The 15,585-nt window shown below is 62.1% G+C and carries 11 protein-coding genes and 3 pseudogenes; all 14 read right to left on the bottom strand.

All coding sequences use genetic code 11. The features are described 5' to 3' along the window. Window positions 1–935: 935 nt before the first annotated feature. Window positions 936–1,397: pseudogene (locus E5X88_RS06715) on the bottom strand (four-carbon acid sugar kinase family protein); the annotation flags it as partial. Window positions 1,398–1,415: 18 nt separating this feature from the next. Then, on the bottom strand, window positions 1,416–2,315 hold the full coding sequence (gene ltnD, locus E5X88_RS06710; RefSeq protein WP_292159461.1) for an L-threonate dehydrogenase: 900 nt from the start codon (window positions 2,313–2,315) through the stop codon (window positions 1,416–1,418). Beyond that, window positions 2,312–2,506: pseudogene (locus tag E5X88_RS06705) on the bottom strand (hypothetical protein); the annotation flags it as partial. The gene ltnD and the pseudogene E5X88_RS06705, both read right to left, overlap by 4 nt. A gap of 244 nt (window positions 2,507–2,750) precedes the next feature. Next, complete coding sequence (locus tag E5X88_RS06700) at window positions 2,751–3,995, bottom strand: ATP-binding protein (RefSeq protein WP_292159458.1); 1,245 nt, start codon at window positions 3,993–3,995, stop codon at window positions 2,751–2,753. 3 nt (window positions 3,996–3,998) lie between these two features. Next, entirely contained in the window at window positions 3,999–4,700 is a 702-nt protein-coding gene (locus E5X88_RS06695) for a response regulator transcription factor (RefSeq protein WP_292159456.1), read from the bottom strand. Window positions 4,701–4,743: 43 nt separating this feature from the next. Further along, window positions 4,744–5,316, bottom strand: coding sequence for a Spy/CpxP family protein refolding chaperone (locus E5X88_RS06690; protein WP_292159453.1), 573 nt, complete (start codon window positions 5,314–5,316; stop codon window positions 4,744–4,746). 358 nt (window positions 5,317–5,674) lie between these two features. Next, window positions 5,675–6,433: pseudogene (gene kduD, locus E5X88_RS06685) on the bottom strand (2-dehydro-3-deoxy-D-gluconate 5-dehydrogenase KduD). Then, a complete protein-coding gene (gene ugpC / locus E5X88_RS06680; RefSeq protein ID WP_292159451.1) occupies window positions 6,417–7,502 on the bottom strand; it encodes a sn-glycerol-3-phosphate ABC transporter ATP-binding protein UgpC in 1,086 nt (361 codons plus the stop codon). Before ugpC ends, kduD begins: the two are co-directional and overlap by 17 nt. Window positions 7,503–7,512: 10 nt before the next feature. Beyond that, window positions 7,513–8,565, bottom strand: coding sequence for a carbohydrate ABC transporter permease (locus E5X88_RS06675; protein ID WP_292159449.1), 1,053 nt, complete (start codon window positions 8,563–8,565; stop codon window positions 7,513–7,515). Next, a complete protein-coding gene (locus E5X88_RS06670) occupies window positions 8,562–9,590 on the bottom strand; it encodes a carbohydrate ABC transporter permease (RefSeq protein WP_292159447.1) in 1,029 nt (342 codons plus the stop codon). The genes E5X88_RS06675 and E5X88_RS06670 overlap by 4 nt, the downstream gene beginning before the upstream one ends. Window positions 9,591–9,790: 200 nt before the next feature. Further along, window positions 9,791–11,059, bottom strand: coding sequence for an ABC transporter substrate-binding protein (locus E5X88_RS06665; protein WP_292159445.1), 1,269 nt, complete (start codon window positions 11,057–11,059; stop codon window positions 9,791–9,793). A gap of 81 nt (window positions 11,060–11,140) precedes the next feature. Further along, a complete protein-coding gene (locus tag E5X88_RS06660; protein ID WP_292159443.1) occupies window positions 11,141–13,624 on the bottom strand; it encodes a hypothetical protein in 2,484 nt (827 codons plus the stop codon). Continuing rightward, a complete protein-coding gene (kduI, locus tag E5X88_RS06655) occupies window positions 13,621–14,457 on the bottom strand; it encodes a 5-dehydro-4-deoxy-D-glucuronate isomerase (protein WP_292159441.1) in 837 nt (278 codons plus the stop codon). The genes E5X88_RS06660 and kduI overlap by 4 nt, the downstream gene beginning before the upstream one ends. After that, complete coding sequence (locus E5X88_RS06650) at window positions 14,454–15,554, bottom strand: glycoside hydrolase family 88 protein (RefSeq protein WP_292159439.1); 1,101 nt, start codon at window positions 15,552–15,554, stop codon at window positions 14,454–14,456. The genes kduI and E5X88_RS06650 overlap by 4 nt, the downstream gene beginning before the upstream one ends. Window positions 15,555–15,585 lie beyond the last annotated feature (31 nt).

The raw sequence follows: 15,585 nt of genomic DNA, 5'->3' as shown, positions 1-15,585 counted from the left end.
TGGCGGGCCTCCTCATCATGACGGAGGCCATGGTGGCCGAAATCCCGGGCCCGCCGCCGCCGGAGCTTCCCGGTCACGAGCATCATCATCACGATATGGATTTGGATTTCTGACCGCTTCGCGGTCGTAATCCGGGCTCGCGACCATCGCTATCGAGGTGAGACAAGTCGTCGAGGATCACGGTATCCAAGGTCGGCTCATGGCGCAACCGCGACCGTCGGTGTGGTCACTTGGATGCCGGCTTTCAGGAAGGAGCAAAGCTGATCTCAACGTCCGACATGAGGCGCATTGCTGCCATGGCAACGCAGACAATGAAGGTCTCGCAAGGGTCATGATTGCCGGTTCGGTGGAAGTCTGGTTCCAAGACGGGATATCGACGCTGCAATGACCGTGGAGCATAGATGCTGTCATTTCACGCCAGCTTGATTACCCCCAGGCGCTCAAAATCATCCTATTCGCACGCCGTAACCGCCTTTTGCCGCACGCATGGACCAAGGGCCTTTCCAGCCTTGAAACAGCTGCGCTATGTGTGGCTGCACGCTACCCGACAGGAGCAAGATTAAAGATAGACAACAGGCACAAGATCGCCCTCCCCTGCCCTTGGATCGTGTTCATGCGAGAACAATCAAACTGAGTGCTGCGGGTATAGCGAAGCTCGATTGGCCCACTTCAGAACGAAGTTCGCCATAAGTTGTTGATATTGAAAGATTTTGGTGGGCCCGGAGGGCGTATTCGGAATGTTGATTTCATTGGGTTTTTCGTGGGCCTGAATCAGAAACCTTTCCGTATTGTCTCGTATAATTCCGTCACCGCCCACCACAAGCCGCCGATCAACTTCTCCCCGCGTATGAACGGGTTGACGTTTGCCCGCACAGCTAGGCCTCCGTTCCCATTCGAATGCGATCGGCTAATTGGGGATATCCTCGACTAGGTTTGGCGAGCCCAACAGGCAGAGTCACCTGCGGTTGCAGTAGCCGCATGAGGTTCGAATCCCTCATCGGCGTCAGGGGATGATCCTTCATCGGGCTCTCGGCGAGCGGCTGTTCACCGACGAAGAGATTACCCATGAAGACGGAGTGTCCGTTTTCGGGGAAGGCTGGGCAGCAGATGGTTGGGCTCGTTCCGAGCGCCTTTCATCAGCGCCTCGGCAACCGGGCCGACATTGCCGCGCGGTGTCGAGCCGAACGTCGAGCAATACTTCCAGAAGAACCGCTGAGCGCCGGCCCTGCGAAGCCAATGGAGCGCGGCTAGCGTCTCGCCGACGGCTTCGTGTTAGCGGGCGGGTCCGCCGGCACACCCACGCGCAGCGATACGCGTGCGCCAGAGCGCGCCAGCAGGCCGGCCAGATCCGTACCGCCAGTGAAATCATCTGCTATTGCGCCGAAAAACGTCGTCATGGCCCTTGGTCCGTCTCGCTATTCGTTCTGACTGGTGCAGGGCAGGGTCAGGCTCGCATTATGGGCGTAGACCTTTGCCACTGCAGCGTCGTCCTCCCGTCCCAGCCCCATCCCCGCCGCACAGATGAATTGTTGCAGAGCTGCGGCAGTCAGGGGTGCAGCGAACCTTGACGTCCGCGCGACGTCGAGAACGATACCAAGATCCTTGGGCCAGATGTCGATGGCAGAGCGTGGAGTATAATCGCCAGCAACGACATGCGGCGCCCGGTTTTCCAGCATCCAGCTGGTCCCAGCACAAGCGGGGATCACCTTGAGGAAGGTCCCGGGGTCTATTCCTTGGGTCATCGCGAAGGTGATCGCTTCGGCCATGGCTGCTATATGGATGCCGGCCAGCATCTGGTTGACCGCTTTCATGGCAGATCCTGCGCCGGCGCCGTCTCCGAGTTCGAAAACCGTTTCGGCCATCGCGTCGAGCACGGGTCGCGCCGCTGCGAACGCCTCCGGTCTGCCAGAGGCCATCACGGATAGCTTACCCTCGGCTGCCTTGACCGATCCCCCCGAAATGGGAGCGTCCAGGAAATGCACGCCGCGCGCTGCGCACTGCTCGGCGGTACTGCGCGCATAATCTGGTGCAACCGTCACGCACATGATCACGACTGCTCCTGGGGCGAGCTGAGGAACCAGTCCATGCTCGCCGAACAGCACCGTTTCGGTTTGCGCTGCGTTCAAGACAACGATGACGGCCGCATTCAGCTCAGGCGCGGCGGACATGACGTCCACATCAGACCCGCCTTCGGCACGCAGGCGCTCGACTGCTTCAGGGTTGATGTCGGCCCCATAAACGTTGTGACCCGAACGAAGCAGTGACGTGGCGATCCCGTATCCCATGGAGCCAAGTCCAATTACGCCGATTTTCATAGCCGGTTACTCGCTGTGTTGCCGATTGGTGAAGTGTTGGACCCGCGGATCGCCGCGATGACTGCGTCGGTGACCTCACGGGTCGTGGCCTTTCCCCCAACGTCTGGCATGATCATTCCTGCGGCGCAAACGTCCTCGATGGCTTTCATCAGGCGAGAGGCAGCGTCTATTTCACCGAGATGCTCCAGCATTAGAACTTGCATGTTCGAGAGCAAGTGCGCGGAGGCATACGCTTCGCGTATATTATGTAGGCGAAGGACCCGGCGCTCTAGCGACCGCATGAGAAGTCGAGGGCCTCGCGAGTCAACGCTCGGATGCGCGAAACCCTGGCTCTTCCTGGTTTCGATGATCTCGCCGTCGGGAATTCGTGCGTTAATCATACCTTCCTTCCGCCCCGCCTGGGGGCCGCTTTCACAAGGCTATGCGCCCGCCGTATCAAGATATTGCAGGAAACGTGACGACGAAGCAGGCGCCGCCGCCGGACGGCGATTTATGGTGCACGGTTGCGCCGTGATGCAAGGCGATCTGGCGCACCAGCGACAGGCCGAGGCCCCAGCCGCCGGCCGTCTCGCTGCGGCCCTTTGGTCGGAAGAACGGCTCGAAGACGCGCTCGCCGGTACCTTCCGGCAGGCCCGGTCCGTGATCGCGCACCTTGAGCACCACAGAGCCGCCTTCGGTTCCCACATGCGCGCTGACCGGCGGACTGCCATGTCTCTGCGCGTTCTGCATGAGATTGCGAACCAGCCGCGTGAGCAGTGTCGGGTCGCCCGACACGACGCCGGGTTCGCCTGAGACGTCGACGCCGGAGCGCGCACCTTCCTCGGCAGTGAGCGCCAGCAGATCCACCTGCTCCACCCGTTCCAGCTTCTCGATATGGTCGAGCCGACTGGCAAGCAGGATTTCCTCCACTAACGCATCGAGTTCGGCGAGGTCGCGTACGATCTCGTCGCGCACCGGGCCGCTTTGTCCGTCCGCGTCGAGGTCGATCGCCATGCGCAGCCGCGCAAGCGGCGAGCGCAACTCGTGGCTGGCATTGGCAAGCAGCGAGCGGTGCGCGGCAAGCAGCCGCTCGATCTGCTCGGCGGCGCGGTTGAAGCTCGCCGCCACCGCCGCCACCTCGTCGCTGCCGCGCACGGCGACGCGCGTGTCGAGAGCGCCTGCGCCCCAGCGATCCACGCCCTGGCGCAATGCTTCAAGGCGGCGTGTCAGATGACGCACGACCGGAATGGCGGCAAGCCCTGTCACCGCGGCGATCAGCGCGAGAAAGGCAAGCGGGCTGCGGCCGGCCGGGCCGAACGGCATTCTCAGCCGCGCCGCGATCACCCTTCCGTTCGGCTGCCGACTGATCAGCAGGTGTTGCCCGCCGGGATGCATCCTGCGCCGGGATCCGATCTCTTGCGGGGGGATCGGCCGGCCGGCCGCTGCAAGCAGCCGACCCTGCAGACCGTAGACGGAGATGTCGGCATCGAAGGCCGCCGAAAGCCGCTCGGCCGTCGCCTGCAGCAAGGCGGGGTCGGAGTCCGCCGACAGCATCGCCTCGATGAAAGCGTCGCGCCGACCACTCCAGCCGGCATGTTCGCGTTCCTGGCCCATGTGTACGAAGGTCGCGCTGGCGATCGCTACTACTGCGAGGCTGACGAGCACGGTGAGATAGATCTTGACGAAAAGGCTGCTGCGCATGGCTTATCTGTCACCGTCCTGGAAACGGGCAAAGACATAGCCCGCGCCGCGTACCGTAATGATGCGGCGAGGATGTTTCGGATCTGTCTCGATCGCGGCGCGGATGCGCGAGACATGCACGTCGATCGACCGGTCGAACGCTTCCAGTTCTTCGCCCTTGACCATGTCCATGAGCTGCTCGCGCGACAGCGTGCGCCCGGCATTTTCGGCGAGCGCCACCAGCAGGTCGAACTGGTAGCTGGTCATCGGGCAGTCGCGCCCGTCGACGCGAGCCCAGCGCGACGAAGGGTCGATCTCCAGCCGTCCGAAGCGCAGGATGCGCGGGGAGGCGTTCGCGCCGGCGTTGCGGCGGCGCAGGATTGCCTTCAGCCGCGCCAGCAACTCGCGCGGATTGAACGGCTTCGGCAGATAATCGTCGGCGCCTATTTCCAGCCCAACGATGCGGTCGGTCTCGTCGCCTCGCGCCGTCAGCATCAGAACCGGCACATCGGAGTTCGCGCGGATGCGCTTGAGCGCCTCGAAGCCGTCCATGTCGGGCAGCATGACATCGAGAACCACGGCATCGGGCGACAGCCGCGCGATCTCGGCAATGCCCGCGCCCGCTGTCTCCGCCGCTCGCACACGAAAACCGTTGCCCGTCAGGTATTCTGCGAGCATGGCGGACAGGCGCCTGTCGTCGTCGACGATGAGAACCTGGTCCGCCATGCTCGTTTGTTTGCTCCGATTCGAACCTGTGCCTGTACAGAGCTTACCAGCGGTGCCAGCCGCGATCCTCGAAATGTTCGAGCAACTCCGCCCGCTGCTCGGCCGTCAGCACCTCGGCGGCGTCGAGCAGCGCGGCCGTCAGCTTGCGCGAGGCCTCGTCGACCGCTGCGACGCGCTCGGCGCGCAGCTTCTCCGCCGCCTCGCGGTCGATGGTTGCGGCGCCGAGTAGCCTGGCGACATCGTCTCGTGTGTCGCGAAAGCCGCGCATGATCGGGCGGACATCGTCGTGGAGCTTGTCCATGATCGCCTCCAGCTTGTCTTCCTGCTCGGGTGTTGCGTCGACCTCCTCGAGCATGCGCTCAAAGTGATGCCCGCCGAAACCCGGGCCGAACCCCATGCCGTGGCGGAAATTGGCCTGCATGTGCATGCCGGGTCCGCCGTCGCCCCCGCCCATGCCGAAGCGCTGCATGCGCCCGTAATCCTGGCTGAGCGCGCCGGCGACGCCGACACCGGCAAGCGCCGCGATCGCAATGCCGCCTATGGCGATGCGCTTGCCCCAGCTCTTCTTCTGCGGCGTGCCGGAGACGCTCGCCGGTTCCTGATGGTTCGTTTCCATGTTGCTGGTCCTTTCGCTAATGCGGCATCTCTGCCGCGACTGGGCCAGACTAGGAGCGCAATGTTTCGGTCGTTGCGGGCGAATGTAAAGTTGTGTGAAGCCGGCAAGGCGCTATTGCGGCGGGGAAGCGGGAGTGCTGCGGAAGGTTCTCCACCCTACCTGAAACCCCGCGTCTTCAGGTTGATCTGATCGATGTGGCCGTAAGGGTCATCTTTACGGTTTGCGAACAGGAAAGTTGCGCCATTTCCGGACCTGCGCCAGGTGACTGACAAGGGCGCGTTGCGACGCCATTCCTGACCTTCGGCGCAGTCCGCTAATGCCGCGCTTATGCCGGTTCGACGTCATTCGTTGCCCCGCCCTACCGAACCAGCCAGCCGCCATCGACCGGCACGGTCATGCCGGTTACGTAGTTGGTGCCCGCGGCCGCTAGGAACAACACCGATGTGGCGAGGTCCTCCGGTGTGCCCCAGCGTCCCATCGGGATGCGCGCGGAAATCTGGGTGTTGCGATCGGGGTCAATGCGCAGCGCCTCGGTATTGTCCGTCTCCATATAGCCGGGAGCGATGGCGTTGACCGTGATGCCGTGCGGCGCAAGCTCGTTTGCCATCGCCTTCGTCAGGCCGGCGATACCGTGCTTGGACGCCGTATAGGCCGGGACGCGAATGCCGCCCTGGAAGGACAGCATCGACGCGACGTTGATGATGCGTCCCGTCCGCTTCGTTTCGACCATGTGTCGGGCAACGGCCTGCGACAGGAGGAAGGCCGCCTTCAGATTGACGTCAATGACATCGTCCCAATCCTGCTCGGAATGGTCGAGGAGATCGGCCCGGCGGATGACGCCGGCATTGTTGACAAGGATGTCGATGCCACCCAGCGTCGAGACAATTGAGCTGACGATTCCCTGCGCGTCGAATTTCTGCGAAAGATCGACTTCGAGTCCATGAAAGCGCCGGCCAGCTTAGCGGACAGTGTCGGCTGTCTCCGGCATCGCCGTCGAGCCGAGCGCTGCGATATCCGCGCCCGCGCCGGCAAGTGCCAGCGCCATCCCTCTGCCGAGCCCCGTTCTTGCGCCCGTTACGAGCGCAACCTTACCCGAAAGATCAAAGGGCGTGTTCAAGGCGCAGGCCTTTTTCGTTGAACAGATGGAGGGGAGCCGCCGACAGCGACAGGCGAATATCTGCCCCCGGTGCGAGGTCATGCTGTCCGGGCGCAACCACCAGAATCTTTTGTCCCGCGACGTCGGTGTGGACGATGGTTTCGGAACCGAGCGCTTCAACCAGCTTGATCTTCGCGGAAATGCCCTCAGTGCCTGTCCCGATCGAAACATGCTGGGGACGGACGCCGAGCGTTACGCGGGAACCTGTGGCAACGCTGGCGTCATCAACTGGCAGGTCCAACCGATGGCCGCCCGCGAACGTTGCAACGGCCTTGCCGGACGACGAAGATTCCACCGTGCCTTCGAGGAAGTTCATGTGCGGGGAGCCGATGAAACCGGCCACGAAACGGTTTGTAGGCGAATTGTACAGTTCCATCGGCGTGCCGATCTGCTCGATGCGGCCGGCGCGCAGCACGACGATCCTGTCGGCAAGAGTCATTGCCTCGACCTGGTCGTGCGTCACATAGATCATCGTCGCCGAAAGCCGGGAATGAAGCGCGGCGATCTCGGCGCGGGTCGAGCCGCGCAGTTCAGCGTCGAGGTTGGACAGGGGCTCATCGAGCAGGAAGGCGACTGGACGGCGTACAATCGCCCGGCCGATCGCGACGCGCTGGCGCTGGCCGCCGGAAAGCTGCCCCGGTCGACGGTCGAGATAACGCTCGATCTCCAGCATGCGCGCCGCCTCGCCGATGCGCTCTGTGATCTCCGCCGTCGGCATCTTGGTGTTTTCGAGGCCAAAGGCAAGGTTCTGGCGCACGCTCATATGGGGATAGAGGGCATAGGACTGGAAGACCATGGCAAGCCCCCGATCGGCGGCCGGGACTGAATTGACCACCTTTCCATCGATGGCCAGTTCGCCGCCCGTCGGCTTTTCGAGACCGGCGATTATACGCAAAAGCGTGGACTTACCGCAGCCGGATGGCCCGACGAAGACGACGAACTCGCTGTCGGCAATCTCCAGGTTAATTTCATGGAGCACGTCGATGCTGCCGAAGGATTTCGCGACATTGGTGAGTTTGATGTGACCCATGATGCACCCCTTATTTCAGGCCGGTTCCGGCGATGCCGGTGGTGATGAAGCGCTGCAGGAAGAGAAAGACCAGAACGACGGGGATCATGGTCACGACGGTCATCGCGAGGATGAAATGCCATTGCACGTTCAGTTCGCCGGAATAGATGCTCAAGCCCACCTGCAAAGTATAGAGTTCCTTGCGCGACAGCACGATCAGCGGCCAGAGGAAGTCGTTCCAGCGCCAGACGACGGAGAAGATCGCGAGCACGGCGAGCGCTGGCGCGGTCAACGGCAGGATGATCCGCCAATAGATCTGCCATTCCGACGCCTTGTCCATGCGCGCCGCGTCGATCAGTTCGTCGGGAATGGTCAGCATGTATTGGCGCAGGATGAACACGCCGGTCGGCGTCGCCACTGTCGGCAGGATCACCCCCCAGAGATTGTTAAAGAGGCCGAGCACCGAAACGATCGAATAAAGCGGCACCATGATCACGGACAGCGGCACCATCAGCGTCGCGAGGATCAGCAGCATGGCGAAGGTCCGGCCTCGAAACTCATACTTGCTCAACGCAAACGCGGCCATCGAATTGACGACCAGGGTGATCAGCGTCGCGGTCACCGTCACGAAGACCGAGTTCCAGAGATAGCGCACGAAATCGAAATGTGTGAAGGGCTCGGTGTAGTTCTCGGCCGCAAACGACATCTGGCGGACCGGCGTTCGGTTGGCGATGTTGACCTTGACGATCTCTCCAGGTTTGACGGGGTCGACCATCTGGCTGACGACACCGATGCGCCGCACCTCGGCAAGCGTCGCCTTGCTGCCGTCCTCAAGTGTCACCTCATAGAGATCGAGCGGCTTGTCGTACGCTTCGACGGTCGCCTTCTGGGTGACATAGGGCAAGATTGTCGGGGGGAACTCAGCAAGTGCTGCCGGCGACTTGAACGACGAACCGACCAGCCAGACCGCCGGACCGAACATGATGAACAGGCCGCCGACGAGCCAGACCCAGGTGACGATGTCCGTCCAGTGCCAGCCCTTGCCGCCCTTGCGGCGAAAGAGAAACTCAACAGCCCGGCTCATTTGCGGCTTCCCTTCTTTTCGCTGGGGCGGCTGAGACCAAGCTGCAGCAGCGTCAGAACAACGAGCACCACGCCCATCAGGATCGAGGCAGCGGCGGCAAGTCCGGGATTGCGCAGCTGGGTCGCAAATCCGGTCTCGTAAATATATTGCGTCAGGTAGAGCGTGCTCGTGCCCGGACCGCCGCCCGTGAGCACGTAGACCTCATCGAAGATCTGCACGGCCCGGATCAGGACCAGCACGATCACGACGAGCAGGTTGGGCATCAGCAGTGGCAGGGTGATGCGCAGGAAAACCCGCGACGTCCTTGTGCCGTCCATCTCCGCCGCTTCATAGAGGTCCTTTGGAATGGCCTGCAGGCCGGCGAGAATGATCAGCGTGTAGAAACCCATATGCGCCCAGATCGAGACGCCGACCGTCGCGGCAAAGGACCAGGTGCGATCGTTCAGCCAGACATGGGGCTCGAAGCCGAAGCTGAAGAGCCCAAAGTTCAAGAGGCCCTGCCGTTGCAGGATCCATTTCCAGATGAGACCCACGACCACGGGCGAAAGCAGCACAGGAAAGAAGAAGACCGCGCGCCAGAAGCTGCGCGCCCTGAGGTCACGATTGAGGATGAGCGCCGTGACGAGCGAAAAGCCGATCATCAGGGTGACCTGAAGAACGACGAACCAGCCCGTATTGCCGACCGCCGTCCAGAAGGTGTCCTCAACGCAGCTGTTGGGATCGAGATAGTTCGCGCAGTCGAAGAGCCGGGCGTATTGATCCGTGCCGACAAAGCTGCGGTCCGGCAGAAAAAGCGCTGTGCCGCCCGTCATGGAGTAGGCGAAGTTGATGAAGAATGGCAAAAGCACAAAGATGCCGAATATCAGCATGTTAGGCAGCAGGAAGAACGTCGCCATACCGCCCAGGCCGAAAGTCTTCTGGACCCATCGCAACGGGGCGTCGATGAAGCTCATCGCGAGGCGAACCGGGACCATGGCTAGTTCGCTCAGGCTCAGCCCGGTCCTGCCGGGTACATCTGCCGTCATGATCGCTTTCCTCAATTCGCTGATCGCTGCCGACTTCCCGCGGCTTGCGCCGCGGGGATGCCGTTCAAAGCCGACAGGATCGGCACGTTTTCCCCTTAGCGATTGCTTTCACCGGGTGATCGCGCCGAACGGTTTCGCAGGCTGCGGCAGATGGGAGTTCAGCCCCTCGCTGCCGTCCGCGAACCAATCGTCGAGCCGCGTTAGAGGCCCGAATCCTTGACCTTGGCTGCGATATCCGCATCGATGCGCGTAAAGGCTTCATCGAGCTTCATCTCGCCAGCTGCCGCCTGGCTCACGCGTGTGACGAGTGCGCCGTAGACCGTGTCGGACCAGTGCCAACCGGGCAGTTTTCGCGCGAGGTCGGACAAAGACGTCGTCGATGTCACGAAAACACCGAGCGCTGCCTTGGCCTGTGCGTCATCCGTCTTGAAGTCCAGCCCTTTTTCGACCACGCCCTTGTGAGCCGGCAGGAACAGGGTTCGCTCGGAAAATTCCTTCAAGACCTCTTCGCGCGCGAGATAGTCCATGACCTTCGCAACGTCCGTCGGATTCTTCGTATATTTGATCGCTACGAGGCCGGCGCCGCCGGGCATGCCTGTGCAGGTAGCCGGACCGCATGGGCTGCCAGTCGCGACCCAGTCGAAGTTTGAGCCGATCTTGGTCGAGAAGTTCGGCACCTGCCAAGAACCGGAATAGTAGAATGCGACCTGGCCGTTGATGAAGTCGTCCGCGGCGGCCCGGTAGGTTGAACCGGCCGCGGATACCCAGACGTCCTTGCTCATCGTCCCGTCTTCAACCCAACCGACGAACTTGGATATGAAGGCCTTGGAGCCTTCATCGATTGGCGCCGGCTTTCCGTCGGCACCGATATAGTTGGCGCCATAGGAAATGTTGGGGCCTGACAGTCGATGCCCGGACCGGTCGAGCGCCATCGGGAATGGCACCTGCTGGCTTTCGGCCACCTGCTTTGCGGCCTTCGCCCAGTCATCCCATGTCGCATCCTTCGCGGGGATGGCAACGCCGACCTGGTCGAAGAGCGTCTTGTTGGCGAAGCCGCCGGCAACCGTAATTTGCGTCATGAAGCCCGAAATCTGGTTCGAGCCGTCAGGGCGCATCCAGTCGGCCTGATCGCCGAAGTTCTTGTCCCAATAGGCGCCATCGGCGACCAGCGGCCGGAGATCGAGCCAGTGCTTGCTCAGCGCCTTCAGGTTTGTGACGCGAGCGATATCCGGGCCACCGCCGGCTTCGAGCTGAACCGGTAGCTGTTCGCGCACGACGCTGTAAGACACATTGTCGATGACGACATTGATATCGGGATTTTCCTTCATGAAGCGATCGACGAGGTCCTTGAGGACTTCGCCCTCGACGCCATCGGAATACCACATGATGCGCACTTCCCCGGCGATTGCCGCCGTGGACGTCATAAGCCCAACGGCGAATGCCGCGAGCATTGTTCTGGTCTTGGTCATTGTCTTCCTCCTCTTGTGTACGAGCCTTCTCCCACTCGCGGATAAACGTCGCGCCGGCTTTCTCCCGCCGGCGCTTCGCAGTTAACTGGCGGCCAGCATGGTGACCTCACCGGCAACCGTGAATTCCTTCGGTGAAACGACCCGGCGTTCGGCTTCCGTCGAGCCGTCCTTTCGGAAAATGACCGCGCCATAGTCGGGGTCTTGGATGACCAGCGAGCCGTTGGCGGTCTCCTCGACCTCAAGTGATGCAAATCTGCTCTCCACGTCGTCAAGCCCCGGGGCTTCGCAGACCCGCACGATCCAGCGCGTGCTGCGGCCGTATTGGCGCAGTTCCGCATTGGCGGAAGGGCCGTGCTCTACCAACTGTAAGTCGGCGCTGCCCAACAGTATTACCGCTCCCCCGCTAGAGCACGCCATGGCGAGGCGTCCCCGGATTGTGCTCTCGTCGAATTCGGCGATCGGGAACCAGGCATGAGTGAAATCCGGCTGCTCGTCGAAGGTGGAAAAATCGAGTACGGCCAGCCCCCGGTACTGGTGCGCGCGGGGGAGGGAACCGCAACCACCCCAAAAGGACGGCCGGCCGTACCCGAACTGAATTGTCTCGCCCGGATGATTAATCCAGACCGCGGCCTCCGGCCGCTCACCGAGGCGCAGATGGAGGACCGTTTCCTGATAGCCCCATTCGTTCCAGCGATAATGGGCGGCGGAGCCCATTGCGAAATCGCGGCTCTTGTAGTGATAGAGCGCCGCAAACCTGTTTTCGCCTTGAGCAAACCGCCATTCCTGATGCTCGTCCGCCTGATGGCAGGCGACGGCGACCAGGCTTTCCGGCACGACCAGACCATGGTCGCGCAGGCAGACCGCTAGATGCGGTAGAGCGTGAACGCGACGGCCATACCAACCCACGCCCCAGAGCAGGCGAGCGACACCCGAAAGCTCGAGCGAGCGGCCGGCGCAGAGCGTGTGCTCGTAGGAACGCCCTTGCGCCGCAGTCACCATGCCATGGTGAGCCGAGCGGGCGATCACTTCGCACAGGCGAATGATGCCTTTCCTGGCACGATCAACGATGTCGGCGTCGGGCGACAGGGCGGCGAGCGCGGTCAGGCCCTTGAGGTCGATCGGGAAATAGGGTGCGGAATTGAACTCCGCCATTTCCCATGCCTCGAAATGATCGAGCCATGCCCGAACACGGGCGGCGCCGACGGCGTTCTGCTCGGCGCCGGTGCGTCCGGAACGGGCAAAGGTTTTATCCGGTAGCAGATGTCCGGCCAGATAGGCGGAGGTGTGGAACAGAAGCGCGTGGTTCTCTGAGAAGTACCACTGCACGTCGTTTCCGGGCTCGTCCATCCAGTAGCGGAAACCAAGGATGGCTTTGTCGATGCGGGCTCGCGTCACCTCGCCGATGTCCATGCCCCAGACGGTGCGGGACCAGATCAGCGGGACGAGTGAGAAGTCGGCGCAGTCGTGGCAGTCCTCGATCGACGGCAGGATTTCCTCGATCATGGCATCCGTATCCGCGCCGGAGCGGCCGCTTGCCAGACGCGCGAAGGCACGAACTGTATCGCGCTCGGAAAATTCGGAGACTTCGTCGAGCGCTTCCGTGATCCGGTCGGAGAGCACAGCCGGTGCTGTCCCTTGGCGGCCCGTATGGCAGATCTCGACGCCCAGAGACCGCGAGGCGATGAACCCGCCGACGTTCAGCGTGATCCGGAAATGACGGAAATCGGCCGGTGCGTTCTCTGACGGACCGATGACCAGATGTGTATCGCCCGCCTTGAGAACGAAGTCATAGTCGAAGCGTTCGGTCGACATGAAATCGCCTTCGACGGCGACATTGACGTCGACATCCACCGGGAGTGACCCAGCGAAAAGCAGGTTGATATCCCCGCTGAAATAGGCGGTCTTATCGAAATGGATGCTTTCGAGGGCCGCCTCGATCGCATCTGCGACGCCGCCCTCGATCGGTACCGGCACGGCAACGTTCGCCCGTGGCCCTTCCAGGTAGTCGAGCTGGAAGAAATAGCGCGCATCGCGCTCGGCAAGGTCGTCGAAGAAGATGATGATCTCGTTGATCCCGGCCTTCAGCGGCAGCGCAAACTCCGACTTCGCCTCGAGATTGCGTCCGTAGGGGGCCGTCCAGCCGATTTCGATGCCATTCAACCATAGGACCGCGCCGCCGCAGGTGCCCAGGCGGATCGTCGCGGTTCCGGCGTCTTCCGCGGCAACGAACGTGCGCGCCCAGGTGGCCAATCGTGTCGGGCGGAACCAGAATCCGGAAAGATCGACCCGCGGCGAACCGAAGGGCAGCCACCAGCGGACGGCGTCGAATGAACCACGGACGTCCGGCCGCTTGCCGCGATAGCGCTCGGCAAAGATCGTCCGGCACGGATATTCGTGCGGTATGAAGTTCTTGTGCTTGGTCAGGAAAAAGAAGGGGTCCATCTCTCCCTTCATAGCCGCGTCCGGCACGTCGAAGCGGTCCTCGGCGATAGCTCCGAGCTGCCAGTAGCGAATGGCTGCGCCTGGCGTCAGGTCCTTCTTCATATGCAACTTCATGTTGATCATTTCAGCTCTGCCAGGGCCACCGGGGCCACGTCGTTGTATTGCTGGTTCTCTCCGGTCATGCCCCAGACGAAGGCGTAGGGTCCCGTGCCTGCGCCCATATGGATCGACCAAGCCGGCGAGAGCACGGCGTCTCCGTTGGCGACGACCAGATGGCGCGTTTCCTCCGGCTGGCCCATCAGATGGATCAACCGCTCTTCTGGCGCCATATCGAAGTAGCAATAGGCCTCCATTCGGCGCTCATGCAGATGGGGCGGCATGGTGTTCCACACGCTGCCTTCGGCAAGGTCGGTAATGCCCATCAGCAGCAGGCATGAGGGAGCAACTTCCGGATGGATGTACATGGCGAGCCGGCGCTTGTTCGACCGGCGGCTATCGCCGAGATCAAGTGGCTTCGATTCCGCCCTGGTGATCAGCCGGTGAGGAATGTCGGCGCCGGCCGGCACCGAGTTCATGTAGAACCGGGCAGGAGCGTCGCCCGAGTGGCTCGCCATCGAAATTTCACGAGCGCCACGTCCAACATAGAGAACATCGCGGTTCTGGAGCGTGAAGAGCCGGCCATCAACGGTCACGGTGCCGGTGCCGCCCAGATTGGCAATACCCATTTCGCGCGCCGACAGGAGGTAAGACGTACCGATGTCGGCGCCGGACCCAAAGGTCACGCTTTTGGCGATCGGCATGGCGCCACCGAGAAGCAAACGATCGACATGCGTATAGGTGAAGCTCGCCATATCCGCCGCAAACAGGTCGGTGATCAGGAACGCAGCCCGCAGGCGCTCGGTATCGTAGGCCTTGATGTCCTCGGGCGCCGCCCCGTACAAAATCTTCATCGTCATGCCGCTTGCTCTTCTGCGCCGACATGCTGGAGGGCTTCGGAAAGGCACAGAATTGCCAAGGCCTGCCCATAACCTGTCGGCTGGATTGGAATGTCTCGGTAAAACTGAAGGTCGTGGCCCATGCGGGTGCCGTAGGAAACGTTGAGCACTGTGCCAGCCGCGTCGATGTTGTTCATGACCGCTTGCAGCGCCTTCAACCCTGCGGCACGCCAGGCCGGTGTCCCGAGGCCAAGCCGGTAACCCTTGAGCAGGCCGTAGCCGATGCCGGCGGTCGCAGAGATCTCTTCGTAAGACGAGTCGTCATCGAGCAGCGTTCGCCAGGCGCCGGATGCCACCTGTAGCGGTAGGAGCGCATTGACTTGGGTGGTGAGAACGCCCTGCAGGTAGTCCTTCACCGGCGTCGCTATCTCGGCGAGGTCGAAAAGATCGAGAATGCCGGCCGTGATCCAGGCATTGCCGCGCGCCCAGCGGGCTCTCGCGAAATTGTGCCGGCCATTGAAGGTCCAGCCATGGAACCACAAGCCTGTATGGGTGTCGGAAAGATAACGTGCATGAACAAGGAACTGCCGCGACGCTTCGTCGACCAGTTCCCGCCGGCCGCTCGCCTGACCGTAGGAAGCCAGGAACAAGGCCACCATATAGAGTGTGTCGTCCCACAGTTCGTTGTCGTTGACCTTGTCGGAAACGTGATGCGCGAAACCACCTTCCGGCGTCCGTCCCATTTCGGCGATCACGCGGGTGGCCCAATCGTCCAGCAGCGGCTTCCAGCGCGCATTTCCCGTCTTTGCCCAGAGAACGGAGAGGCCGAGCATCGGAGCTGTCGTGTTGACGTTGAGTTCGGGCAAGCCGGCCTCGAATCTGGCCTCGTACCAGTTTTCTACCAGCTGGCGCAGATCGTCACGTTCGGTGAAAAGCCAGAGCCGAATGAGGCCGTAGAGGCCGACGCCTTGCGGCCATTCCCAGCTGTCGAAGCTGATGTAGTCGCCGGCAGTGCCATCGAGATTCGGCTCATGGAAACGGCCGTCGTGTTTCAGGCCGGTCATGCCGTCGACGAGACGCTTCAAACCATTGCGAATTTCGTGGCCATTCAGGGCCATGGCGCTCCCTCCCAACCGTCCGCTCTTCGGC

This window comes from Mesorhizobium sp., from assembly GCF_004962245.1.
Classification (GTDB): domain Bacteria; phylum Pseudomonadota; class Alphaproteobacteria; order Rhizobiales; family Rhizobiaceae; genus Mesorhizobium.
The sequence above is the reverse complement of the archived record's forward strand: the minus strand, read 5'-3'. Positions and strand labels throughout refer to the sequence as shown.